General features: G+C 64.9%; 24 protein-coding genes and 1 pseudogene. 14 read left to right on the top strand and 11 right to left on the bottom strand.

Going from position 1 to position 23,534, the window contains the following annotated elements; genetic code table 11:
- Positions 1–179: 179 nt before the first annotated feature.
- On the top strand, positions 180–1,031 hold the full coding sequence (locus tag M9952_01400; protein ID MCO5311581.1) for a thioesterase family protein: 852 nt from the start codon (positions 180–182) through the stop codon (positions 1,029–1,031).
- A gap of 6 nt (positions 1,032–1,037) precedes the next feature.
- Here the strand turns inward: M9952_01400 and M9952_01395 are convergent, their stop codons facing one another.
- On the bottom strand, positions 1,038–1,589 hold the full coding sequence (locus M9952_01395; GenBank protein MCO5311580.1) for a carboxymuconolactone decarboxylase family protein: 552 nt from the start codon (positions 1,587–1,589) through the stop codon (positions 1,038–1,040).
- Positions 1,586–2,464, bottom strand: a complete 879-nt coding sequence (locus M9952_01390) for an SDR family NAD(P)-dependent oxidoreductase (protein ID MCO5311579.1) — start codon at positions 2,462–2,464, stop codon at positions 1,586–1,588. Before M9952_01390 ends, M9952_01395 begins: the two co-directional genes overlap by 4 nt.
- Before the next feature lie 89 nt (positions 2,465–2,553).
- On the opposite strand from M9952_01390, the gene M9952_01385 reads away from it, so the two are divergent.
- Entirely contained in the window at positions 2,554–2,994 is a 441-nt protein-coding gene (locus M9952_01385) for a MarR family winged helix-turn-helix transcriptional regulator (GenBank protein ID MCO5311578.1), read from the top strand.
- Positions 2,995–3,050: 56 nt separating this feature from the next.
- Positions 3,051–3,659, top strand: a complete 609-nt coding sequence (locus M9952_01380; GenBank protein ID MCO5311577.1) for a phosphatase PAP2 family protein — start codon at positions 3,051–3,053, stop codon at positions 3,657–3,659.
- Positions 3,660–3,671: 12 nt separating this feature from the next.
- On the opposite strand, the gene M9952_01375 is transcribed toward M9952_01380, so the two are convergent.
- A complete protein-coding gene (locus tag M9952_01375; GenBank protein ID MCO5311576.1) occupies positions 3,672–4,127 on the bottom strand; it encodes a hypothetical protein in 456 nt (151 codons plus the stop codon).
- A gap of 186 nt (positions 4,128–4,313) precedes the next feature.
- Between M9952_01375 and M9952_01370 the strand changes: the two are divergent.
- Positions 4,314–4,535 (top strand): annotated as a pseudogene (locus M9952_01370) (transposase).
- Positions 4,536–5,080: 545 nt separating this feature from the next.
- On the opposite strand, the gene M9952_01365 reads toward M9952_01370, so the two are convergent.
- Entirely contained in the window at positions 5,081–7,165 is a 2,085-nt protein-coding gene (locus tag M9952_01365; protein ID MCO5311575.1) for a RecQ family ATP-dependent DNA helicase, read from the bottom strand.
- 78 nt (positions 7,166–7,243) lie between these two features.
- On the opposite strand from M9952_01365, the gene M9952_01360 reads away from it, so the two are divergent.
- Together M9952_01360 and M9952_01355 are read left to right on the top strand one after the other, a co-directional pair.
- A complete protein-coding gene (locus M9952_01360; protein MCO5311574.1) occupies positions 7,244–8,014 on the top strand; it encodes an SDR family oxidoreductase in 771 nt (256 codons plus the stop codon).
- Positions 8,015–8,030: 16 nt separating this feature from the next.
- Positions 8,031–8,939: an alpha/beta hydrolase gene (locus tag M9952_01355; protein ID MCO5311573.1), complete on the top strand. Its 909-nt coding sequence runs from the start codon at positions 8,031–8,033 to the stop codon at positions 8,937–8,939.
- 39 nt (positions 8,940–8,978) lie between these two features.
- Here the strand turns inward: M9952_01355 and M9952_01350 are convergent, their stop codons facing one another.
- The gene (locus M9952_01350) at positions 8,979–9,641 is read right to left on the bottom strand and encodes a DUF4230 domain-containing protein (GenBank protein ID MCO5311572.1); all 663 of its coding nucleotides are present in this window, start codon (positions 9,639–9,641) and stop codon (positions 8,979–8,981) included.
- Between the two features lie 160 nt (positions 9,642–9,801).
- On the opposite strand from M9952_01350, the gene M9952_01345 reads away from it, so the two are divergent.
- Genes M9952_01345 through M9952_01330 form a run of 4 tightly spaced genes read left to right on the top strand, consistent with a single transcriptional unit; the run spans position 9,802 to position 12,124 of the window.
- Positions 9,802–10,608: a DUF2786 domain-containing protein gene (locus tag M9952_01345; protein ID MCO5311571.1), complete on the top strand. Its 807-nt coding sequence runs from the start codon at positions 9,802–9,804 to the stop codon at positions 10,606–10,608.
- Positions 10,605–11,066 (top strand): hypothetical protein, encoded by a 462-nt coding sequence (locus M9952_01340; protein ID MCO5311570.1) that lies wholly within the window; start codon positions 10,605–10,607, stop codon positions 11,064–11,066. The genes M9952_01345 and M9952_01340 overlap by 4 nt, the downstream gene beginning before the upstream one ends.
- A gap of 34 nt (positions 11,067–11,100) precedes the next feature.
- Positions 11,101–11,583 carry a phosphoribosyltransferase gene (locus M9952_01335; GenBank protein MCO5311569.1) on the top strand — a complete coding sequence of 161 codons (483 nt, stop codon included), beginning with the start codon at positions 11,101–11,103 and terminating at the stop codon, positions 11,581–11,583.
- A 34-nt stretch (positions 11,584–11,617) separates the two neighbouring features.
- The gene (locus tag M9952_01330; protein MCO5311568.1) at positions 11,618–12,124 is read left to right on the top strand and encodes a hypothetical protein; all 507 of its coding nucleotides are present in this window, start codon (positions 11,618–11,620) and stop codon (positions 12,122–12,124) included.
- A gap of 49 nt (positions 12,125–12,173) precedes the next feature.
- Here the strand turns inward: M9952_01330 and M9952_01325 are convergent, their stop codons facing one another.
- The 3 genes from M9952_01325 to M9952_01315 are packed head-to-tail and all read right to left on the bottom strand — an operon-like array spanning position 12,174 to position 16,176.
- Positions 12,174–13,028, bottom strand: coding sequence for a hypothetical protein (locus tag M9952_01325; GenBank protein MCO5311567.1), 855 nt, complete (start codon positions 13,026–13,028; stop codon positions 12,174–12,176).
- 3 nt (positions 13,029–13,031) lie between these two features.
- Positions 13,032–14,354 (bottom strand): glycosyltransferase family 4 protein, encoded by a 1,323-nt coding sequence (locus M9952_01320; GenBank protein MCO5311566.1) that lies wholly within the window; start codon positions 14,352–14,354, stop codon positions 13,032–13,034.
- A gap of 16 nt (positions 14,355–14,370) precedes the next feature.
- On the bottom strand, positions 14,371–16,176 hold the full coding sequence (locus M9952_01315) for an AMP-binding protein (protein MCO5311565.1): 1,806 nt from the start codon (positions 16,174–16,176) through the stop codon (positions 14,371–14,373).
- Positions 16,177–16,382: 206 nt separating this feature from the next.
- Here M9952_01315 and M9952_01310 point away from each other — a divergent pair, with 206 nt between their 5' ends.
- Together M9952_01310 and M9952_01305 are read left to right on the top strand one after the other, a co-directional pair.
- A complete protein-coding gene (locus M9952_01310; protein MCO5311564.1) occupies positions 16,383–17,576 on the top strand; it encodes an acetyl-CoA C-acyltransferase in 1,194 nt (397 codons plus the stop codon).
- Between the two features lie 39 nt (positions 17,577–17,615).
- Entirely contained in the window at positions 17,616–17,942 is a 327-nt protein-coding gene (locus tag M9952_01305) for a hypothetical protein (protein ID MCO5311563.1), read from the top strand.
- Between the two features lie 254 nt (positions 17,943–18,196).
- Here M9952_01305 and M9952_01300 read toward each other — a convergent pair whose 3' ends face one another.
- Positions 18,197–18,589, bottom strand: a complete 393-nt coding sequence (locus M9952_01300) for a cell division protein CrgA (GenBank protein ID MCO5311562.1) — start codon at positions 18,587–18,589, stop codon at positions 18,197–18,199.
- 66 nt (positions 18,590–18,655) lie between these two features.
- Here M9952_01300 and M9952_01295 point away from each other — a divergent pair, with 66 nt between their 5' ends.
- Positions 18,656–19,231, top strand: a complete 576-nt coding sequence (locus M9952_01295) for an aminodeoxychorismate/anthranilate synthase component II (GenBank protein MCO5311561.1) — start codon at positions 18,656–18,658, stop codon at positions 19,229–19,231.
- Positions 19,232–19,261: 30 nt separating this feature from the next.
- On the opposite strand, the gene M9952_01290 is transcribed toward M9952_01295, so the two are convergent.
- Complete coding sequence (locus M9952_01290; protein MCO5311560.1) at positions 19,262–20,887, bottom strand: NAD+ synthase; 1,626 nt, start codon at positions 20,885–20,887, stop codon at positions 19,262–19,264.
- Positions 20,888–20,965: 78 nt separating this feature from the next.
- Positions 20,966–21,982: a glutamine synthetase beta-grasp domain-containing protein gene (locus tag M9952_01285; protein ID MCO5311559.1), complete on the bottom strand. Its 1,017-nt coding sequence runs from the start codon at positions 21,980–21,982 to the stop codon at positions 20,966–20,968.
- 210 nt (positions 21,983–22,192) lie between these two features.
- On the opposite strand from M9952_01285, the gene M9952_01280 reads away from it, so the two are divergent.
- Entirely contained in the window at positions 22,193–23,527 is a 1,335-nt protein-coding gene (locus M9952_01280) for a glutamine synthetase family protein (protein MCO5311558.1), read from the top strand.
- Positions 23,528–23,534: the final 7 nt, after the last annotated feature.

The following is a 23,534-nucleotide window of genomic DNA, read 5'->3' as shown; positions in this document are numbered from 1 at the left end:
CGGTGCTCGCCGGTGGTGCGCAGGAACTGAGCATCAGTCCCGCAACGACGGCGACCGCAACAAACCTGAATCGTGACAGCATCGTTCTCCCCACGACGTCGACATTCGAACGGCCGCCTCCCGGTGGCCTCATGTCCCCAACAGCGTGCCACGTAGTGGACAGCGGCCACAATGGAACCATGACGACGCCGAACATCCTCAACGACACGACGCCGGCCATCGACGAAAGCGACCCCACGCTCGTACACTCCGTCATCACCGACGCGTGGGGGCTGTATTTCGCTCAGGGCGGGGTCGTGATGGCCGCCGCCTTGCGGGCGATGGATGTCGTGCTCGACCGCCCGGACCTGTCGCTTGCCAGCGCGAGCGCGACGTTCGTTCGTCCCGTCGCCTGCGGTCCGGTCGAAACCTCGGTCGATGTTCTGCGTAGCGGCCGACGCGGCGCGCAGGTGCATGGGCTGTTGCGCGACCAGACCGCGCCCGAGGGGGCGGTGAGCGTGTCGGTCAGCGCAGTGTTCACCGACCCGGCGATGGCGGGTCCGTCCCAGTCGCCGGTTCCACCGCGCACAGAACTGGCCATCGCCCCACCCCCGGACGCGGCCATGGCGGTCGACAACCAGTTTCCCCTCGGGTTCCTCGACAACACGGCATGGCATGTTGCGGTGGGCCCGGATGTGTCGCCGTTCTCGACCGATCCGGTGCCGCGCATGGCCTTGTGGTTTCGGTTCAACGATCCGCCTGCGCCAGACGACGTCGCGTGGAATCCCGCGCTGTTGCCCATTCCCGGCGACGCGCTGGGTTCGGCCCTGTCGGTCGCACTTGAGGACGGTGGCCGAGCCGTCGGCAGCGTGTCGCTGCAGATCGACCTGCAGGTCCTCGCCCCCATCGTTGGCACCTGGATCGGCATCGACACCATGTGCACCCACGTCGGAAACGGTCTCGCCCGCGGCGTGTTGCACCTTTGGAGCGAAACCGGGGTACACGTGGCCACGGTCACCCAGACCGCCATGTTGCGAGGCTTCGACGGGTAATGCCCGTCAGCGGCGCGGGCGATCCGGCTGAATGCGAAGGGTCATGATCGTCGTCGCCAACATGTCGTAGTGGCCGACGAGTAGCGAGAACTCGATGATTTCGCGTTCGTCGAGATGTCGAGCCAATTGCGCCCACGTTTCGTCGCTCAGGTTGCGCTCCGCCAACAGCTCGTCGGCCGCCGCCAACATCGTCGACTCCCGCGGGCTCCAACGCGAGTCGGGTTTGGTTCCGTCAGCGAGGATGGCATCGATGTCGGCCGGCGTCAGCCCGGCCTTGGCCCCGAGACGACGATGATGTTCGAGTTCGTACGCGCACCCTCGCCGGTGGGCAACTCGAATGATGACCATTTCGGTCTCGCGACGTCGAAGCCTGCCGCCCGGCATCAGTGCGCCGCCGAAGATCAGCCACCCTCGAAACAGCCGTCGATGGCGGCCGAGCGTCAAGAACAGGTGCGGCGGTGCCGTACCGGCCACCCGTCCAAGCAGGCCTGCGATCCCGGCGTTGATCCAGCCGACGTCGCGGCGTTCCCCCGGGTCGATCCGGGCGGGTTCGGTCACGACCCCGTCCGCGGTTCGCTCTCCGGCTGTGGCGTCGTGAGGTCGACGTGTTCCTCGCGAGCGATCTCCAAGACATCTCCCACGCGACCCTTGGCCACCAGTTCGACCACGCCTTGCGCGATACGACGCGTCGGCAGGATGGGTGCGACAAACCACGGTGCATAGATGATGCGCGACCGTCGGGCGATCCCCCGCTCGAGCGCGTCGATGCCCTTCACCAGCGGCGTCACCCTGGTGAGGCTCCGCTCGCCGAGGAACGACTTCGCCGCTTGCGTTCCGAACCCGCGTGAGGTCATGTCGGTGTCGAGTTCGGCGAAATACGCGACGCCGACTCTGGCACCCGACGGGCGCATTTCTTGTCGAAGGGTGTTGCCGAGTGCCTCGACCCCCGCCTTCGAAGCGTTGTAGGCGCTGAGCAACGGCACGTGAACCGCAGCGGCAAGCGACGACACCGCCACGGCGTATCCGTTCGGATGCGACACGTGCCTACCGGCGGCTCGCAGCGTGTAGTAGCTGCCCAACAGGTTCACCGCGACCGTCTGTTCGAAAATCGTCGGGTCACCGTCGACGATCGGGAGTTGTGCCGCGATGCCAGCGTTCGCGACGACGACGTCCAGGCCACCAAGTCTGCGTGCGGCGTCGTCGACGACCTCGTCGACCTGTTCGCGGTTCGTCACGTCGAGATACCAGTGCGGCCCCTCGACCGAGTCCGCCACCACGGCGAGCAGTTCGGGTTCGAGCCCGGCGACGGCGACGATCGCTCCGCGTTCGTGGAGGCGATGCGCGAGCGTCGCACCAATGCCTCGCGCCGCTCCGGTGATGAGTACCCGCCGTCCCCGTAGAGCCTCGGCGTGGTTGTTACGTTGCCTGCCCACGCGCTGCAACGTAGCAGCGGACCTCTACTCTGCGCTGTGAGATCGAAATCGATATACGTGAGCCCTCACGGATTGCTACAGTGTTGCTCATGGATAACTCAGTGACACCCGGAGTCGAGATGGCCGAACAACTCGCCGCGGCGTGGGCCAACATCGAACGCTCGCTCTCCCGATCGATCTCAGGAGTACTCGGCGTGAGCTACTCCGAGTACCGAATCCTGAACGCGCTCGCGGCTGCACCCGATCACCGAGCGAGTCGAGTCGATCTGGCCGACGCAGTCGGGCTCACACCATCGGGAGTGACCCGAGCGCTCAAACCGCTAGAAAAGATCGGGATGGTCGACAGCCTGAAGCACGAACGCGACGCGAGGCTCACACTCGCGACCCTCACCCGATCAGGCGCTCGCACCGTCGCCAACGCGAACTCCGTCATCGCTGAACGATGCGAGACGCTCCTGGCCAACGCTCCGACGGCCCGCCGCCAGGTCGAACAGCTGACCTCCATGCTCGCGGAGTTGGCGAGCGCCTAGCGGGGCCAGCAATGGGCACATCGAACCCGGTGACACCAAGCCGAACGGCGGCTCCGATGGCAGCGACCATTGGAGCCGCCGCGCTCCTCGTCGCTGTGTGTTGGTTCGGGGCGACAACCAAGGCTCCCCCGGCATGGGAGATCTCGGTCTTCGACTTCTTCAACACGCTTCCGTCCCCGGTCGGAAACGCGCTGGCCGCGCTGATGTGGTTCGGAACCACCGTCGGAATACTGATCGCCGCTCTGGCTGCGTCGTTGTGGAAGCGCAATGACATCAGCACCCATGTCCTGCTGGCCGGATTGCTCGCCTGGCTGACACAACGATCGCTCAAACCACTCGTCGACCGCGGTCGACCGCGAGACCTCCTGGCCGAGGCCAACTTCCACGGACACTTGGCCTCGGGCGGCGGCATTCCATCTGGGCACACCGCGATGGCCGTGGCCATCTGCGCCGCGGTGGCGTTCCACGTGAGTCGGCCATGGCGCGCCGCCCTCGCCCTCCTCGCCGGAGCCATCGGCATCGCTCGGATGTACACCGGCAACCATTTCCCCCTCGACATCGTCGCTGGCGCTGCCCTGGGATGGGTATGCGCCGTGGCAGCCCACTACCTGATCGGGGCATGGGAGCGACGACGTCCGCGCAGCTCCGGCGCTGCGACGTCGTAAATCGAACCCCGATCAGTACGCCGAATACGGCCACTCGTCCTCGTCAGGAAACAACACGGCCCGGGTGCTGCGAAACAACAGGTCATCGCACGCAACCCAGTCGAGCAGGTGCACACCCCACCGCGACGCGGCGTCGTAGGCGTACCTGAACCGCTCACGAAGGTCGTGGGGCGGCGGTCCGGCGACCACCTCCTCGTCGCAGAACGCCATCGCAATACTCGCATCACAGCCGAGCCGAGCGATGCACGGGACGATCCCGGCCTCCGGCGGATCGAGCCGGTCAGTGTGAGCGATGCTGATCACGTTCCCGTCTATCTCGGCGAACACCACCACGAGCTTCCTCGGCCCGAACGCACGTTGATCGCGGGCGACAATCCTGCTGTGGGTACGCAGGTTGATTCGATACTCCAGCCCACCCCGGTGCACCATCCCTCCGACTTCGACCTTGACCTTCTTCTTGCGCCTCACGGCTTGCTCTCTGGCGATCGGCGCGCGGCCCCGCCGACGGCCAGGCTGCTCTTCCTCACGGGTCCTCCTTCAACGGCGGGCCGGGCGACCCGCGTTCCGAGCAACCTACAAACAGAGCCGCGGCGCTTCTATGGGGGGCGTCCCCCCACTCAAATCCGGCGAACCGCCAACATCGCTGCTGGCGGGCCGGTGGTGTTGGACATCGACGCGTCACTCGTGGAGATCCACTCCGAAAACAAGCAGAACACTGCTGCGACCTACAAACACGGGTTCGGGTTCCACCCGATGTTCTGTTTCGCTGACGCGACGGGCGAAACACTCGCCGCGCTTCTACGGCCGGGTAACGCGGGTGCGAACACCGTGGTCGATCACGTCACCGTGTTGGACACCGCAATCAACCAACTTCCGGCATCGATCGCTGTAGGTCACCGTGTCGGTGACACCGCAGCCCTGGCCGTGCGGCAGCCTGCGCACCAGTACCAGCCGCCAACACCGCCAACTCCTCCTCCGAAAACCCCTCATCAACAACACCCGCCGCAAACTCCGACCCCAGATCACGCGGCTCCGACACCAACGCCCCAGGATCCACCCCCACACGCCCCGGCTCCCCAACAGCCTCCGGCTCCGCCGAAGCAACCTGCGGTTCCACAACCGCGAGCACCGCAGACAACATCACCACCGACAGCAGGCAGCGTGCCAACCTCAACCAAAGGACACCACGACAACCCGAACCAGTAGAACGACCATCACCCACCGAATATGAACTGATACTCACATACGGTACCGAGACCCCACGAAAGCCGGACGAGGGTGTCCGCCATATGTCACCTCCACCAAGGTCGTTGCCGTGAGGCCACGAATCACCCCCTTCGAACCGATGTCACGCAACGCATGGCGCCGACTCGCTTCAACACGGCGACCGCTCGTGCTCATAGCCGGACGTGTTGTCGCACTCAGCGCAGTATCAACGCAAAGGGCAACACCGGCCCCGACCCGGCCTCAAGCAGTCGATAGGCCGCCACGGTCTGGGTCCACCGGCTATCGACCTCGTCGAGGATGAGCAGCACCGGCCCCGCCAGCGACGGCGGTTCGTGTTCCAACACGAGGCCGTTCCACACGTCGGTCGCTCGAAACGCCGAGTTCGACGACGTCCCAACACCCCCACGCCACGTCAACGTCGGAGCTAACTGCAACTTGCCAGCGGTGGCAATCCGCTCGGCGACCGAACGTGCCAGGTGTGCGGCGCCCGACGCTGGGTCGACCCCCTCCGTCTCGACGTAGGTCACCCATGTCGGGCGTACGCCCCACGACCACCGCTTCAGCGCTGCGAACACCCCCCGAATCAACTCGTCATCGGCCTCACCCAACTCGCGACAGCGGGACACGAGCGGCCACCACCCGGCGTCGTTTACCCGGCACAGCGCACGTCCCTCCTGCGCCCGGCGGTCGGGTTTGATGTTGCCGCGGGGCATCGACTCGTCGTTACCCCTCGGCCATTGCTTGCGCTCGTCCACCACGACGTCGACGCCGCGGAGGAACTCGACGGCACGACGAACGGTCGCCTCGTCGAGGTCCACCGGGTCACCCGAGCCGGTGCACACCGAACACCTCCCGCAGTCGACGGCCTCGGGGTCGTCGAGCGCCTCACGAAGGAACCGCATCAGACACGTCGCCGCCGTCGCATAGGCGACCATCTGATCGGCCTCGTCGCGACGCGCCTGTTCCACCCGCTCGACGCGCTCGCGGTCATATACCCAGGGCTGACCGGTGAGCACCCACCCCTGAGAGGTCCGCTCGACCGCTCCGTCGACATCGAGGATCTTCAGCAGGGTCTCGAGCCGGGTGCGCCGAAGGTCGACCTGTCGCTCGAGCGCGGCAACGCTCACGGGTCCGGCACCACGCTCCGTGGCATCGCCGAGCGCCTCAAGCACCCGCTGTACCAGGCGTTCGGGGGGCAACCCGACCGAGGCGAAGTACTCCCAGATCGCGCGGTCCTCAGCCCCCGGCAACAACCAGCCTTCGGCGTGATCGACCGAGCGACCGGCACGGCCGACCTGTTGGTAGTACGCGATCGGCGACGGTGGCGCCCCCAGGTGGTACACGAACGTCACGTCCGCCTTGTCGACCCCCATACCGAGCGCGCTGGTCGCCACGAGGGCCTTCAGGCGGTTCGCTTTGAAGTCGTCCTCGAGAATGAGGCGCTCCTCGGTCGAGGTCTTGCCCGAATACGCCCGGGCATCGAGACCCTCCCTCTGCAGGAACTCGGCGACCTGCTGAGTCTGATCGACGGTTAAGCAATAGACGATGCCGGTCCCCTCCACCTGCACCATGCGTTGCGCCAACCACGCCAGGCGTTCGGCCTGGGTCGCCAGGTTCGTCACGCCGAGCGACAACGACTCGCGATCGAGCGTGCCGCGAAGGACCAAGACATCGTCGCCAAGTTGCTCGGCAACGTCGAGGCTCACCCGTTCGTTCGCCGTCGCCGTCGTCGCGATCACCGGAGTCGACGGGTCGAGGTTGGCGATCGCATCGCGGATGCGGCGGTAGTCGGGGCGGAAATCGTGACCCCAATCCGAAATGCAGTGCGCTTCGTCGATGACCAACAACCCGAGCCCCGCAGCGAGACGCGGCAACACCTCACGAGCGAACCGCGGATGGTTCAGCCGCTCGGGGCTGATGCACAACAGGTCGAGTTCGCCAGCGCCGAGTTGTGCTTCGATGTCGGCCCACTCTTCGAGGTTGGTGGAGTTGATCGTCGCCGAACGCACGCCCATCCGTTCGGCCGCCGCTACCTGATCGCGCATCAACGCCAACAGCGGTGACACCACCAGCGCCGGGCCGGCGCCGCGTTCACGCAACAACTTGGCGGCGATGAAGTACACCGCCGATTTCCCGAACCCGGTCCGCTGCACCACCAACGCCCGCCGCCGCTGCCCGACCACGGCCTCGATCGCCTCAAGCTGTGCAGGCCGAAGCCGCGCGCTCGGCCCAGCGAGTTGTTTCAACAGTCGGGTCGCATCGGTCGCCACGTCGGTCATGGCCTCCACCCTGTCGCGGACCCCTGACAGTTACCAGACGCCCAACCGCTGTGGAGCGGCGCGCACTACCGTGGCGCGATGAACATCTCCGGGTCCACCGTGCTGCTCACCGGTGCCAGCGGTGGCCTCGGCCACGCCATCGCCAGGCGTCTCGTACGCGAAGGGGCCACGCTCATTCTGACGGGTCGTCGAGAGGCCGAACTCAACCAACTCGCCGACGAACTCGACGCGTCCGTCGTCGTCGCCGACCTCACGGATCCGACATCCATCGCCACGCTCATCGAGGCGGCGAGCGCTGCGGACATCCTGATCGCCAATGCCGGCACCGGCAACGACGTCGGCATCCGCAGCGAGACAGCCGAAAACATCGACCGCGTCATCGACACCAACCTGCGCTCCCCGATTCACCTCTCCGTCGAGTTCGCGCAACGCCTCATCGACGAGGGCCGAACGGGCCACATCGTCTTCGTCGGCTCACTGTCGGGCCTCGCACCGACTCCGAACACGCGTCTGTACAACTCGACGAAATTCGGCCTGCGCGGCTTCGCGTTGGCGATGCGTCACGATGTCGCCGAGCACGGCATCGGGGTGAGCATCGTCGAGCCGAGTTTCATCGCCACCGCCGGCATGTTCGCCGACAATGGCGTACAGCTCCCCAGGGTGGTTCGCATGAAATCGCCCGACGACGTCGCCGCGGGCGTGGTGCGGGCGATTCAACGCAATACCGCCGAGAGTTTCGTGTCGCCGATCGAACTTCGTGCCGTCGCGACGCTCGCCGTCGCCGCGCCGAACCTCAGCGACCGGATCCAACGACTCGTCGACACCAAGTCGTTCAAGCCCGCCGACTGATCCGAATCGAGGCGATGTGAGCGCCGACCGCTTCCACCCTGAACTCCGACTGGCTCGATTCGTTCCACGTTCGCCGATCACCCAGCGCACGATGCCGACCATTCAACGGCTGACCTGTCTCGCCGGCCGACGACCGCCGATCGGCGGGAAGATCGAACGATGCTCGGCAACCTCGAGCGTTCGGGTTTTCCGCCCGACCGATCCGACGTTGCCATCTACCGGCCGTCCGGCGCTGTTGTGGATGCACGGCGGAGGACTCATCATCGGTTCGGCGTCGATGGCCGACAGTGTGCTTCGCCACATCGCCCGCCGCCACGGTGCCGTGTGTGCGTCGGTCGAATACCGCCTCGCGCCGCAGCACCCGTTTCCCGCTCCGGTCGAGGATTGTTGGGACGCGCTCGTATGGCTGTCGCGTCAGCCCGACGTCGACCCGAACCGAATCGCCATCGGCGGCGAGAGCGCCGGAGGAGGCCTCGCCGCGGCGCTCGCGATCCTGGCGAGAGAACGCGGGGAGGTCCAGCCGTGTTTCCAGGTGCTGTCGTATCCGATGCTCGACGACCGCAGCTCCGACCGAGACGACATCGCCCCCTCGACGCTGCGTCTGTGGGGCACGACGAGCAATCGGCTCGGTTGGGACTCCTACCTCGGTGGTCGACGTCCAGAGGAGCTCTCCGCCTGGGCGGTGCCCGGGCGCTGCGAAGACCTGACCGGTTTGCCGAGCGCGTGGGTCGGGGTCGGCACCAACGACCTCTTCCATGACGAGGACCTCGACTACGCGTGCCGATTGCGAGAAGCCGGCTCGGACGCGGAACTCATGGTGGTCGAGGGGGCCTATCACGGCTTCGACCTCGAACGGTGGGCACCGGTCGCCAAGGCGTATCGCCGCGCTCAGATCGACGCGCTCGTCACCGCCTGGAATCGCTGACGGGTTCCGCGCTCGCCAAGCGCGACGCCAAGCCAGAACTCAGGGGTTGCTCGGCTTCTCGAACACGATGATCACGCGATCGAACCCGAGTTGTTCGCCGAGCGCGACGAGGAAGTCCTCACCGTTCGTGCGCGCGGTATCGAGGAGATTGCTCTGCGCCGCCGCCTTCGCCAGCTCGTTCACCGCCGTTTCGTCGAGTTTGTCCCGCCCCTCCATCGGAGACTCGGAGAACACCTCACCCAGTCGGGTCAACACGCCGCGATCCTGCGACACCACCGACGATTTCTCGTGATCGAGACGCGGGGTCGACAGCGTGGGATCCGGCACGGTGATGGTGAGCGTGTTAGCCGCCTCGTCGATCTCGAGGTCATCCTCGGTCAACCCGCTGAGGTCGATGAAGGCATCCACGCTTCCCTGGTAGAGCGCAATGCCCGAATCGGCATCGAACGCGTCCGGGATGATCTTCTTCAAGAAACCGTTCTGCTCGGTCCCGAAGTAGACCGGCACGCTGAACTCGCCGGTCGCCGCTCGCAGATCCTGTGTCTTGGTGATCGACAACAGCATCGTGTCCGCCGCCGCCGGCGGATCGTCGCTCGCCCACAAGCCATCGGCGACCCACCCGAGCGGGTTCACCCCGAGCAGGTTCACGACAAGAACCGCCGCTCCGGCGAGTCCGAGCAACTTCCAGATGTGACGAGCCATGGCACCCTCTCGTGGTTCGCGACACAGTCGCCCAACACGGGCCGTCATCGCTGCGAGCGGCCGAACGAGAGTAACGGCCACCGGCATCCATCTGTTCCCAACACCCTGAGGACGGTGCTAGCGACACCAACTGTCGGGGGTCGCGGCAACAATGTTGCCCATGGCCCAACTCCGCGACTCCGATGCCCGACTCGACACCATCCGCGCGTTGTTGGCCAAGGCCGACGCCACGACCTTCGAAGCCGAGGCCGAGGCGTTCACCGCCAAGGCCACCGAACTCATGGCGCGCTATGCGATCGATGCGGCGATGCTGTGGTCTGGCGAAAGCGAGGCTGATCGTGAGGTCCCCGATGAGATCCACCTCACGCTGTTGCGCCCGTTCACCGCTCAGAAGTCGATTCTCGTCGCCGGCGTGGCCTCGGCCTTCGGGTGCCAAGCTCTTCGATTGCGACGAGGGGGGCAAGGCGGCGAAGTGATTTCAGTCGTCGGCTTTCCATCCGACCTCACCCTCGTCGAGACCCTGATCACCAGCTTGTTGGTCCAACTCTCGACCGCGATGGTCCACTCCCCCGACCAGCCGCGATCGGCGACATCCAGCCAGGTGTCGAGCTGGCGACGCAGCTTCATCTCCGCGTTCGCCGACACCGTGATCCGCCGCCTGATCCAGGACCGTCGCGGGGCGATGGACGCGGTCGCGAACCAAGCCGACGGCCCGTCCACCAACCAAGGTCCGAGCGAACGTGGGGCCGCCGGTAGCCGTTCGATCGATCTCGTGCTCGCCGACCGCGCCGACGCTGTCCACACCGACTTTCGGCGCCGATACCCGAACATCCGCACGTCACGGGTCAGCGCGGGTACCTCGCGGTCCGGACATCGGGCCGGCACCGCGGCGGGCAACCGCGCCGACATCGGCCACACTCGTCTCGGAGCACGCCCCGCCCTCCCCGGGCGAAGAGCCTCCCCGTGACACGATCTCGCGACACCGGTCGCCCCGACGCCGACGACCCGCAACAGTTCCTCGTCTACCACGCCGAAGACAGCGTCATCGACCAAATCGGACCGCGCCTACGTCGTTGGCGCGAGGTCGAATCATTCGTCGAGTCCGTGCTGATCTCACCCGGATACCTCGACGCGTTTCCCGACGCTCCCCTCGACGTGGCCCTCGAACGACGCTCCCGGTCGGCTCGCTCCTCGCTCGCCGTGGCAGGCGGCGACATCATCCTTATCCGCGACGGCTCATGGAACGCGCTCACGGTGCTGCACGAACTCGCCCATCTCGTCGTGGCGACGACCGTGCCCCAAAGCGAACCTCACGGCCCCGCGTTCGTCTCCACCGAACTCGAACTCGTGCGGCTTCGCTGCGGGTTCGACCAATATGGGAGTCTTCGAGCGGCATTCCAGTCGGCAGGGGTTCGCATCGGCTAGCCCCGCGTCTCGCACCATAGAAGGACATCTCGGTATGGAAGCAGTCACGACCGGCCCACGCGAGGACCTCGACTACGCGACCTTCGGCGTCGCGGTTCGTGAGGTGAGCCAGCAGGTCGTCGACAGCGGATATCAACCCGACTGGATCGTTGCGATCGCCCGAGGAGGCCTGCTCATCGGTGGGGCCGTGTCGTACGCGTTGAGCTGCAAGAACATCGGCGTGGTCAACGTCGAGTTCTACTCCGATGTCGACGAGCGCCTCGACGTGCCCGTCATGTTGCCGCCAGCGCTGAACCTCGCGGATCTCGCGGACACCAAGTTGCTCATCGTCGACGACGTGGCAGACACCGGCGAAACCCTCAAGCTCGTCGTCGACACCTGCGCACCGGTCGTCGCGGAGATCCGATCCCTGGTGATCTACGAGAAGCCTCGGTCGCTGCTGTCGCCCGACTACGTCTGGAAGCGCACCGACGACTGGATCAATTTCCCGTGGTCGAGCGAACCACCGCTGCGATGAGGCATCGCTGACAACGCGCGGCGATGATGGGCACATGAACTCCATGCACCCGACACAAACGAGCGAGCAACTCGGCGTGTCGAATCTCAAAATGGTCATGCGAGGGTTGCTCATCCGGTGTCCCGCCTGTGGGCATGGCAATACGCATCACAGGTACTTCAAGATGCGACCCGAGTGTCCGACGTGCACCCTCAAGTTCGAACGAATCTTCGGCCACTCGCTCGGCTACATCGGGCTCAACACCATCGTGACGTTCACCGCGACCTTCCTGGTCATCTTGATCGGGTCGCTGCTCACGTATCAGAACGAGGGTGGCATTCCTGGCCTCCCGTTGTTCCTCGCAGCACTCGTCACCGCAGTCATTCTGCCGACGTTGTTCCTGCCGGTCACCCACACGCTCTGGACCGCATTCGACCTCATCTGGCGGCCACTCAAGCCGGGTGAGATCGACCCCCGGTTCATCAAGGTCGACCCCGAGGCCGGGGCCTGGTTCGACCCGTCATCGCCGGACACGTCGGACACGTCGGACACGCCCGAATAGTCGACGATTCAGCCAGACGCTGGCCGCAGACGACACGTTTCGTGATGGGTCAGCGCTGTCGCACCAGCCGGCCAACCCCATCCATCACGACCGCACCGAGCTCCACCGCGACCGACTCCATGAATCCGAGTCGCGGGTCCTCGCCACTCGGGTCGTCCGACAGGATCACCCCGACGTAGAGCCGTGCGGCGGCGATCGCAGTGAGCAGTTCCTGCGCACCCCCCACCGAGTGATCGACGTTTCGTTCGAGCAACGCGCGGGTGAGGTGACCGCGATCATCGTCCAGCGGTCGCCACGCGATCAGTATCTCGCCGTCCCCGATGCGTCCCACGAACGAGGAGGCACCGCTGTTCGCCGACGCCGGGGTCACCCCAAGGTCGACCATGGCGAACGACGGGGGCAGCGCCGGGGCCAACGGGCTCGGCGACAACAACGTGAACTGCCGCTCCGAAATCGCAGACGACAGCCGCACCCAGTCGGGAATCGCAACGCTGCGCGACCCTGGTGGCAGTTTCGGGTCCGGCTCGATCCACTCGAAGTCCCCCGCAACCAATGGAGCCACCGCTCGGCCGGCCGACACCACCGTCGACTCGCCAGCCGACTCGACGTTGAGCAAACCCCCATCGGCACAGTGCACCAGCGTCGCGAACAGCCGATCCGCCCGCTCGCTCCACGGTGGGGTGCCATCCTCAGCGGCCGGTTCGATCTCGACGAGCGAGCCGTCGAAGCGAACGCGATGGCCGACCGACTCGACGAACGACGTCAGCCGATCGCGGGGGTCAACCGCCAGGCGGCGCAACGAGGCCTCTGCCGCAACCGGCCCAGCGAACGTCTCGAGTGCGAAGCCCAACGACTCGGCGGAGAATCGAAGGCTGCCGCGGATCGATACCCGCCTCGGGGCCATGCGCTACAGAGGACGGCCGACGCGTTCGGCGTAGATGTTCAGCAGTTCCGTGGTGCGGTCGACGACATTTTCGTTCGCGACCACCTTGGCGTGGCCCGCGATCCCCATCCGCACACGAGCGTCGGGGTCGTCGTACATCTGCTCGATGCACGCAGCGAGTTCCTCCGCGTCCCGAGTCCTGGCGAGCAGACCATTCACGCCGTGTTCGACGAGCTCCATCGTGCCCGGCTGGCGCGTCGACACCACCGGCCGACCCATCGCCAGGCATTCGGTCAACACGTTCGGCAAACCGTCCATGTCACCGGTGTCGGAACGCACCGAGGCCAACACCCCGACGTCGGCCCATTCGATCCACCGCATGACCTCATCGGACGGGCGTTTGCCGAGAAACTCGACGCGTTCGTCGAGACCCGCTGCGCGCACCTGTGCCCGAATCTCGTTCTGCAGGTTCGACTGCTGCGGCGGATCGCCACCGATCAGCTTCAGGTCGATGTCCTTGCCGCGGTCTCGCAGCAGCCGAATCGCCTCGATCAGGTACTCATGGCCCTTGATCTCGGTGAACGTGGCGGTGCACACCATCCGCAGCGGTCGCGGCGAGCCGTCTTCATTCGTCGGCGCCGGCGGCTCGCGGTAGGTGAACTTGTCGAGGTTCACCCCGTGATGAACCACATGGCCCTTGTCGAGAACGATCGCTCCGTACAGATCGCGCAACGAATCCTGGCTGTATTGCGTGCACGTCACGAAGAACTCGCTCTCGGTGATCTTGTCCCGAAGTCCCTCGTGTCGCATCTGAAGGTCGTGTGCGTGGCCGGTGAACGAATATGGCAGACCGGTCAACCAATGGATGATGAGCGCTGCCTGGGTCGGGTAGGTCGCGAAGTGCGCGTGGATGTGTTCGATCCCGTCACGTTCCATCCGCAACGCCATCGTTGCGGCGAGCGGAACCACGACGAACGATCGAACGAACATCTCCGGTGCCGACGCGAACGTCTTCAACGACCACTTCCAAGCCTTGAGGTAGGCACTCGGATTACGGCGGATCCACGTGAACTGTGCACGGATCATCTCGAAACTGATCCGCGGGAAGTAATTCGCCCGAGCGTCGAGCGAGCGGGCATCCTCCTGAATCGTTCCACCGTCGTCGTGATGCGTGATCGCGTACAGCTCGATCGGGACCCCGAGCTGTTCGAAGGTCACCATCTCGCGAAGCTGGAACGTCTCGGTCACTTTCGGAAACCGGGCAACCAGCATGGCGATCTTTGGGAATCGACGGTCGGTTCGCAGTTCGACCGCGCCGGACACCGACGCCTTGGCCTCGTTGGTCATCTGAGCTCCCTTGCGCTCAGGAGTACAGCGCAGCGATGTCGTCGGCGAACTTGGCTCGCAGGCCGCGCCGCTTGAGCTTCTGGGTGGGGGTCATCAGATCGGTGTCAGGCAGCCATTCTTCATGGAACACCTTCACCTTCTTCACACGCTCGGCGTTGTTGAAACGTTCCATCACGCGCGCAACCTCGGCATCGATATGCGCCAGAAGCTCGACATCGCTCGCCAACTGTTCGAGGCTCAGTTCGGCCTTGCCGCTCGCGTTCGCCCAGGCACGGGCGCCGTCGGCATCGAGCACGACGAGCGCCGCGACGAAGGGCTGCTGATCGCCGACGGCGAACGACTGCCCGATCACCGAGATCGACTTGAGCGCGTTCTCGAGGTTGGAGGGGCTGATGTTCTTTCCGCCCGCAGTGATGATGAGTTCCTTCTTGCGGTCGATGATCTTCAGATAGCCCTCATCGTCGATCTCGCCGATGTCGCCGGTGTGCACCCACCCGTCCGGGCCGATGGTCTCCGCGGTGTTTTCCTCATCGTGGAGGTAACGCTTGAACACGTTGCCGCCACGGAACATGACCTCACCGTCTTCGGCAAGCTTCACCGAAACTCCCGGCAACGCCTGGCCGACGGTGCCCGCCTTGGGGCGAAGCGCTGTGAAGGTGATCGGACCGCAGGATTCGCTCATTCCGTAGATCTCGCTGAGCGGGATGCCGATGCCGCGGAACCAGGAGAACAGCGCCGGGTTGAGCGGAGCCGCGCCCGACACCATCAGCTCCAACTCGTTCATGCCGAGCAGTTCACGAATGGTGGAAAACGCCACGGCATCGAGGAACTCGAACGTTTCGATCTCCTCCTGGGAGGCGGTGCCGAGGGTCATCTTCTCGCGGATCGGTATTGAGGTGGCGACCGCGTCGGCCACCTGTTGGGCCTTTTCCGGGTCGGCCGCCAACACGGCGTTGATGCCTGCATAGATCTTCTCGAAGACCCGCGGAACGCCGAACAACAGGTTCGGGCGCACACGTCCCGCATAGGCGGCGATCGAGTTCATGTCCGGACAGCAGGTGACCACCATGCGGTTGCTGATGGCGCCGTAGTGGCTGACGGCACGCTCGGCGACATGGGCCATCGGCAGGTACGAGATGGTCTTCCAACCCTCTTCGATGATCCCGACTCCTTCGCGCAGGCATTCGACGGTCCAGCAGATGTTCTCGTGATCCAACACGACACCCTTGGGGTTGCCGGTGGTGCCAGAGGTGTAGATCACCGTCGCAATGTCGCTCGGCGAGATCGCCGCTGCCGCCTCGCCGAGGTCGAGTGGCGACGACTCGAGCAGTTGGTTCCAGTCGTGAACGTTGGCGTCGTGACCAGAGGACGGTCGAACCGACACCAGCGTGCGTAGCGACGGTTTGGCCGGGGCCTCGTCATCGAGGAATCTCGCCAAGAAGTCGTCGTCTTCCACGATCGCGGCGGTGGCGCCGCAGTGGTTGATCAGGTAGGCGACCTGCTGCGGCGACGACGAGTTGTAGATAGACACCGGCGTGGCCCCGGCGGCGAGCACCGCAAGGTCGGCGACATGGAACTCGGCGATGTTGCGCATCATCAACACGACGAAATCGCCCCGCTGCACACCGAGATCGACCAGGCCCTGAGCGACGCGTGCGACCTTGTCGGCAACCTCATCGAAGGTCCACCCGACGAGTTCCTCGCCGTCCAACCACTGCACGAAGGTGTTCGGCCCAGCGGCGGCGACCGATGCGACAAATTCGGAGAGCACCGTGCGGCCGCTCACCAGCGACCGCAGTTGTTCGTCGGTTGATTGAGCCATCGAGCATCTCCCTTGAGAAGGTCCCACACGCCGGTAAGCGTGCGTACGAGCCACATCAGCGTAACGGCGATGTGACTTTGGTTACGAACGCCCCATGGAAACGACGCGAGCCACGTGGCCCTGATTGACCGGCGAGGCACCTGCGGAGCACACTCCTGACCGACCGGTCTAGTTTTGTTGGGACCACGACAAGGGGACGAATCATCATGACCACCGCAGTACTCATCGACGCAGTACGCACCGCCGGCGGCAAGCGAAACGGCGCATTGTCAGGCTGGCACCCCGCCGACCTCGCCGCCGAGACGCTCAAAGCCATCACCGAGCGCAACAACCTCGATCCGGCGCTCATCGACGACGTGATCATGGGGTGCGTCAGCCAGGTTGGGGGCCAGGCGCTCAACGTCGGACGCAATGCCGTCCTGGCCGCCGGCTTTCCCGAGAGCGTGCCCGCCACCACCATCGACCGCCAGTGCGGCTCCAGCCAACAAGCCGCCCACTTCGCGGCCCAGGGGGTCATGTCGGGCGCCTATGACATCGCAATCGCTGCCGGCGTCGAGGTCATGACCCTGGTGCCGATGGGGGCATCGGTCGGTAACGGCAAGTCCGGATTCCCGTTCGGCGAAGCGATGGGTCTGCGCTACGCCGAGCGCGGCGGCTTGGTGCCCCAAGGCATCTCCGCCGAGATGATCGCCGAGAAGTGGGGGCTCACCCGCGACGAACTCGACGCGTTCTCCCTCGAATCTCAGCGCCGCGCCGCGCAGGCCATCGCCGAGGGTCGGTTCGACAACGAGATCGTGCCCGTGCGCAAGAAGGTCCTCGACAAGGAATCCCGCGAAGTTCGGGTCCTCGACGAGATGCACACGATCGATGAAGGCGTGCGCGAAAGCTCCCTCGAGGGCCTTGGACGCCTGAAGCCCTCGTTCAAGGAGGACGGCCTGGTCCACGCCGGCAACTCCAGCCAGCTCTGCGACGGCGCTTCCGCCGCGCTCATCATGAGCGAGGACAAGGCGAACGAGCTCGGCCTCAAGCCCCGGGCCCGCTTCCACACGTTCGCACTCGCCGGAGTCGACCCGGTGTACATGCTCACCGGTCCGATCCCATCGACCCAGAAGGCGCTCGAACGTTCCGGCCTGTCGATCGACGACATCGATCTGTTCGAGGTGAACGAGGCCTTCGCCCCCGTCGTGCTCGCCTGGGCGAAGGAACTCGGCGCCGATCTGGCGAAGACGAACGTGAACGGTGGCGCGATCGCTCTCGGCCACCCGCTCGGAGCCTCGGGCACCAAGCTGATGGCGACGTTGATCAACGAACTCGAGCGCACCGGCGGCCGCTACGGCCTGCAGACGATGTGTGAGGGCGGCGGCCTCGCGAACGCCACCATCATCGAGCGTCTCGACTGAAGAACCGATTCACGTCGAGCGACGTGGGAGACTGACGTCATGCGAGTGTCCCTCATCGCCTGGATCGTGGGTGCAGCCACCGCATTTGCGGTGGCTGTATTCGTTTTCGACACCGGGTGGCTCAACGCGATCGTCGCCATCGCCGCTGCGGCCGCCATTTTGAAGGTCGGGTTGATGATCATCGGCAGTTTGGCGACGCCGATCCCTGAACCTCCCGATGAGGGCGAGCTTCGCAAGGTGAAGATCACCTACCGCTGCGAGATCTGCGGCGCACAGGTCCGCATGACCTTCGCCGCATCGCAGACTCCCGAGCCTCCACGCCACTGCATGGAGGAGATGGAACAGATCGAAACCCCCGACATCTGACCGGCAGACGGCGTCGCCGCGAGGCTGAGCGGGTCGAGAGTTGTCCCCAGCCTGGGGATAACTCTGGGGACTTGCGCCGCTTCGCCCGTGTCGATTATTGCGATCGAGTGTCGTTCATGACCACTCGCGGACCGCTCGGTGACGCGGACGCAACGTCAGGTGAAACATTCAACGTCAACCCGCGAGTTACCCACATATCCACAACAAACTGTGGATAAGGCCCTTGCGGCGACGTGTTCGCTGGTCGGAATCGGTCAGCGAAGCTGCGTTGAGGTGATGATTCCGCCGAGAATCGCCGCAAGACCGCCGACCAGGTACCAACCCGACGCTCCGCCCGGCAATACCTCGGAATAGCTGAGAATGATGACGAGCAGACCGATTCCGAACAGGGAGAACATCAGCACCGGAACCCACATCGGGCTCGGCAGATCCTGGCCGGACTTCACCGCAGGCGGGGTGTAACGACCCGAGGTCTCGCGGTTCTTGGGCGACCCCGACTTGGACGCGCCACCCTTGGGGGTGACACGTGCGCTTTGGATCGGCTTCTTCGATTCGGTCGTGGGCTCCCCGTCGACCGTCGAAACGTCGTCGCCGAGTTCTCCACCGTCGTCGGTGCCTTCGATACGTCGCTTTGCGGGTTTGGCCATAGTGCGTTCAAGGATAGGCACAGCACGCCATGTCGCGGCATCCAAGCGCCCCGGTAGTGTTGGCCTGTGCCGAAGATCCTCGTCATCGACAACTACGACTCCTTCGTCTACAACCTCGTCCAGTACCTGGGCGAGCTCGGGGCGGATCCGGTGGTGTGGCGTCATGATGCGCTCGAACTCGACGACATCGACGACATCGCGCCCGACGGCATCTTGATCAGCCCCGGGCCGGGCACGCCCGACGATGCCGGTATCTCCAACGACATCATCGTGCAGTGGGGGTCGCGGGTTCCCGTGTTCGGCGTGTGCCTCGGGATGCAGTGCATGGGGCAGGTGTTCGGCGGGGAGGTGGTTCGCGCCCCCGAGATCGTGCACGGCAAGACCTCGCTGATCCGCCACCGCGACATCGGCGTGTTTGCCGGACTGCCCAACCCGCTCGAAGCGACCCGTTACCACTCGTTGTGCGTGCGCCCCGATTCGGTGCCCGACTGCCTCGAAGTCACCGCCGAAACCGACGACGGCATCATCATGGGCCTGCGTCACCGTGAACTGAACGTCGAGGGTGTGCAATTCCACCCCGAATCGATCCTCACCGTTGCCGGCCACCAGATGATCCAGAACTTCCTCGACCGCTGCGGCTGAACCTCGCTGCGTTCGAGCCCTCGAGCGCCGTCAGCGGTAACGATTCGTCATCGGAATCCGGCGGTCCTTGCCGAACGATTTCGAACTCACACGCAACCCGAACGGGCTTTGGCGCCGCTTGTACTCCGAGATGTCCACGAGCCGGCAGATGCGCTCGACCGTTTCCGGGTCGAACCCCTCGCCGATCAGGTCCGCGAGCGTGCGATCCCCTTCGATGTACGCGTAGAGGATCGCGTCGAGCACGTCGTAGGGCGGCAGGCTCTGGTCGTCGCGCTGGTCGGGTCGAAGCTCTGCCGACGGTGCCTTCGTCAACACGCTCTCGGGGATGATCTCGCGGCCGGCGCGGGAGTTGCGCCAACGACAGAGCCGGTAAATATGAGTCTTGTAGACGTCCTTGATCACCGCGATCGCACCCGCGGTATCGCCATACAGCGTCGAGTACCCGACCGCCGATTCGCTCTTGTTGCCGGTGGTCAGCACCATCCAACCGAACTTGTTCGACAGCGCCATCAGCGTGATCCCGCGAATCCTCGACTGCAGGTTCTCCTCGGTCAGGTCGTGAGCACGTCCGGCAAAGGACTCCGCAAGCATCGTCTCGAGCGCCAGGTGCCCGGGTTCGATCGGGATGGTGCGGTGATCGATACCGAGGGTCTCCGCCAGACGCACTGCGTCCGAGATGGAGTGATCCGAACTGAACCTCGACGGCATGAGCACGCCGTGGACGTGTTCGGGCCCGAACGCGTCGACCGCGATCGCGGCGACGATCGACGAATCCACACCGCCCGACAGTCCGATGACCACGTCGCTGAACCCGTTCTTGTGGACGTAGTCGCGGGTGCCCATCACGAGCGCATGCCAGATTTCCGCGATGTCGTCGAGGGGCGGTGCGATCAGGTCCGCCTTCTGAGACGCACCGTCGAGATCGATGTCGACCAATTCGACGTGTTCGACGAACTGGGGGAAACGACAGATCAGCTCGCCGTCGTCGCCCACGACGAACGAACCGCCGTCGAACACCAACTCGTCCTGGCCGCCGACCTGGTTCACGTACACGATCGGTGCGCCGGCGGCGATGGAGCGCTCGCGCAACATCTCCTCGCGATGGTCGAGCTTGTCGTGGTGGTACGGCGACGCGTTGATGTTCACCAACAACCGCGCTCCCGACTGTCCCTGACGAAACACCGGTCCATCCGCGATCCAGATGTCCTCACAGACCGACACGCCGACCGCAATCCCGTCGAGATCGAACAAGGGCTGGTCGACCTGACCCGGACGAAACCACCGGTCCTCGTCGAAGGGACCATAGGTCGGCAGTTCCTGCTTGTCGTAGCGGTACTCGACGCGTCCATGACGACAGATCGCCGCCGTGTTTCGAAGCGAGCCGTCGGCGGAAACGGTTGGCAGTCCGACGACTGCGCCGCAGGACCCCGCCGCCGCAGCGAGGCGCTGCAACTGCGCCTCGCAGTCGGCGACGAATGAGCGCTTCAGCACCAGGTCCTCGGGCGGGTAGCCGCAGAGCGCGAGTTCGCCGAACACCGCAAGGTGCGCTCCGGCGGACTCGGCCTCGGCGAGCACCTCGATGATCCGGTCGGTGTTGCCGACGATCGCTCCCACCGTCGGGTTGATCTGACACAAGGCGATGCGAACGATGGTCACGGCGACAACCTACCGGGGCCGCGAAGAGACCCGCCGCCCGGGTGGGCGACGGGTCTCAGCACGGATCGCGTCGAGGTCCTACTTCGCCAGCGCTGAGCACACCGTGTTGGTGATCAGCGCGGAGACCATGTACGGATCGGCGTTGGCATTGGGGCGACGGTCCTCGATGTAGCCCTTCTTGTCGACGCCCACCTGCCAGGGGATACGCACCGAAGCGCCCCGGTCGGAGACCCCGTAGCGGTATTCGCTGAAGTGGGCGGTCTCGTGCTGGCCGGTCAGACGGTCCTCGTAGCCGTGTCCGTAACCGGCGAGATGCTCCTCCACCTTGCCTGGCGCGCCGAGCGACTCACAGGCTGCGATGATCGGATCCCAGCCTTCGCGCATCGCTGCGGTCGAGAAGTTCGTGTGCATGCCGGCGCCGTTCCAATCGCCCTTGATCGGCTTGGCCGAGATCGATGCATTCACGCCGAAGTCCTCGCCGATCCGGTAGAGGAGGTAACGGGCCATCCAAATGTGGTCGGCGACCTCAAGGGTTCCTGCGATACCGATCTGGAACTCCCATTGGCCGAGCATCACCTCGGCGTTGGTCCCGCAGATCTTGAGGCCGGCAGCGATACAGGCCTCAGTGTGGGCCTCGACAAAGTCGCGGCCGGCGATCTCCACCGATCCGACACCGCAGTAGTAGGGGCCCTGCGGGGCCGGGTAGTAGTAGCCCTCCTTGGGCCACCCGAGCGGGCGACCTTCCTGGAAAAGCGTGTATTCCTGTTCCATCCCGAACATCGGAGCCTGATCGGCAAACTTGGCGTCGACCTCGGCGCAGTAGCGGCGGGTGTTGGTGCTGTGGGGCTCCATCGTCCCGGGCAACAACACCTCACAGAGCACAAGGATGTCTCCCGGACCGCGGGTCGGGTCGGGGCAGGTGAACACTGGGTTCAGCACACAGTCGGAGTCGCTGCCCGCGGCCTGATTCGTCGAAGACCCGTCGAATCCCCAGATCCCCGGCTCACCGCCGTCTTCGATGATCTTGGTCTTGGATCGCATGAGCGGGGTCGGCTCGGTTCCGTCGATCCAGATGTATTCGGCACGATATGGCACGGGGCACCATCCTGAGTTTGTGGCCGACTCGGTCGACCGGGGGTTGTTGAAACGCTCGTTTCGAGCAGCGATCGGTTCGGGGCACTCCTCGAAGCGATGGGAGCCACATTGCACCTCCGCGATTTCTCGCCCTTTTCCCGGTTGTAAACGCTGTGTTAACTCGGCGCGTTGCGTTGGGATTTCTTGGCCCGCATCGGCGAAGGTAGAGGCATGGGACATCACCACGACTACGTGTTGCGCACACTCGAGGAGCGAAAGGTCCACCTGGTTCGCCTCTGGTTCTGCGATGTGCTCGGGCAGTTGAAGTCCGTCGCCATCTCCCCGGTGGAGCTCGAGACTGCGTTCGAAGACGGGATTCAGTTCGACGGATCGGCCGTCGACGGATTCAGCAGGGTCCAGGAAAGCGACGTGTTGGCCATGCCCGACCCGTCGAGTTTCCAGCTCATGACCTGGGGCGACGGCGAGGTGAGTGCTCGCATGTTCTGCGACATCGTCCACCTCGACGGCACTCCGTTCGAGGGCGACCCTCGACAGGTACTCAAGCGCAATCTCCAGCGTGCCCGCGATCGTGGCTTCGAGCTGATGTGTGCCCCCGAGGTCGAGTACTTCTACCTCGCGTCCGACGACCCGTCGCAACCTCCACAGACCCTCGACAACGGCAGCTACTTCGATCTCACCACCAGCGACATCGCCTCCGACATCCGCCGGGCGACGATACACCAGCTCGAAAACACGGGCATCCCGGTCGAATACTCATTCCACGAGGACGCGCCGTCGCAACACGAGATCGATCTGCGCTACGACGACGCCCTCGCCATGGCCGATGCCATCATGACGTTGCGCGTGGTGGTGAAGGAGGTCGCCTACCAACACGGCGTTCACGCCACGTTCATGCCCAAGCCGATCGCGGGTGTCCAGGGTTCGGGGATGCACACCCACATCTCGTTGTTTCGCGACGAGGAGAACGCCTTCTACGACTCCGAGGGCGATGCGAACCTGTCCGAGGTCGCCCGTCAGTTCATCGCCGGTCTCCTGCGTCACGCTCCCGAGATCACTGCGGTCACCAACCAACTCGTGAACTCCTACAAGCGGCTGATCGGCGGCTTCGAGGCCCCGGTGCACGTGAGTTGGGCCCGCAACAACCGCTCGGCCCTGGTTCGGGTACCGGTGTCCAAACCGAACAAGGAGGCCGCTGGCACGCGAATCGAGTACCGAGCGCTCGACCCCGCGTGCAACCCGTACCTGGCATTCTCCGTGCTTTTGGCCGCCGGTCTCGCCGGTATCGAAGGCAACTATGAGTTGGCGCCGGAAACCACCGGGAACCTCTTCGAACTCGCCGAACAGGGCAACCTCGATGAGTCGATTGAACTCCTGCCGTCCTCGCTCGCCGAGGCGCTCGACCTGATGGAGCAGTCCGAACTCGCTCGTGAAGCACTCGGTGAGCACATCTTCGAGTGGTTCCTGCGCAACAAGCGCGCCGAGTGGGCGGCCTATAAGGCACACGTCAGCCAATTCGAACTCGACCGTTACCTCGGTAACTGGTAGGAGGCAC

It is taken from the genome of Microthrixaceae bacterium, from assembly GCA_023957975.1.
In the GTDB taxonomy this organism is placed as follows: Bacteria; Actinomycetota; Acidimicrobiia; order Acidimicrobiales; family Microtrichaceae; genus JAMLGM01.
The sequence above is the reverse complement of the archived record's forward strand: the minus strand, read 5'-3'. Positions and strand labels throughout refer to the sequence as shown.